Below are 1,101 nucleotides of genomic sequence, written 5' to 3'. Positions count from 1 at the left end.
CAGGCCGCGGCTGCGCAGGACCCAGCGTTCGAGGGGGCTGAAGATGAGCAGGTCGATGGCGATGCCGACGAAGAGGATGAGGATGATGGCCTGGAAGACCATGGCCATGGAGCTGGCGTTGCGGCCGTTCTCCAGCAGTGCGCCCAGGCCTATGCCGAGGTCGGGGGAGGAGGCGATGATCTCCGCGGCCATCAGGGAGCGCCAGGAGAATGCCCAGCCTTGTTTGAGGCCGGCGAGGTAGCCGGGCAGGGCGGCGGGCAGGACGATGTGCCAGGCGCCCTTGAGGCCGGTGGCGCCCATGGTGCGGCCGGCGCGCAGGAACAGTGGGGGGACCTGGTCGATGCCGGAGACCAGGCCGTTGGCGATGGAGGGGACCGCGCCGAGGAGGATGACGGCGTACATCATCGAGTTGTTCAGTCCGAGCCAGATCACCGCGGGCGGTACCCAGGCCACGGACGGCAGGGACTGCAGGCCGGAGAGGATCGGGCCGATGGCGGCGCGGACGAATTTCACCCGGGCGACGAGCAGGCCCAGGGGGGTGCCGATGGCCAGGGCGAACAGGAAGCCGAGCAGGCCGCGTGAGACGGAGGTCCAGATGTAGCCGAGCAGGGTGCCCTCGAGCCAGGCGTTCTTGAACTCGCCGCCGACGTCGGCGGGTGAGGGCAGTTTGGTGGGGTCGTCGACGATGTCGAAGGTGATCAGTGCCTGCCACAGGGCCAGGACGACCACGACCGCCACGAGGGGTGGGAGGATCTTGTGCACGAGGGTGTGCCGCAGGGGGGTGCGGCCGCTGTCGGTGGCCTCCAGTGCGTCGAGTCCGGCCTCGACACCGGCCAGTTCGGCGCCCTGCGCCGTCTTCGTCTCAGTGCCGGCCATGGCGGCGGATCTCCCCACGCAGTACTTCGGTGATCTCAAGGGACAGCTGTGCCACGGGCGCGTCCTCGATCCGGCGCGGCTGGTCGATGTCCACCCTCCACTGGCGGGCGATGCGCCCGGGGCGGGAGGACAGCAGCACCACCCGCTCGGCCAGGCGGACGGCTTCGCGGACGTTGTGGGTGACGAACAGCACCGACACGCCGGTCTCCTGCCAGATCCGGGTCA

Annotated in this window: 1 protein-coding gene and 1 pseudogene; both read right to left on the bottom strand. The window is 69.8% G+C overall.

What is annotated here, in order from left to right; translation table 11 throughout:
* A partial coding sequence (locus IE318_RS44370) for an ABC transporter permease (RefSeq protein ID WP_189908489.1) occupies positions 1–876 on the bottom strand: 876 nt, incomplete at its 3' end.
* A pseudogene (locus IE318_RS44365) lies at positions 863–1,101 on the bottom strand (ABC transporter ATP-binding protein); the annotation flags it as partial. The pseudogene IE318_RS44365 and the gene IE318_RS44370, both read right to left, overlap by 14 nt.

The sequence above is a fragment of the Streptomyces spiralis genome, assembly GCF_014654675.1.
Taxonomy (GTDB): Bacteria; Actinomycetota; Actinomycetes; order Streptomycetales; family Streptomycetaceae; genus Streptomyces; species Streptomyces spiralis.
This window is presented reverse-complemented; position numbering and strand designations above follow the sequence as displayed.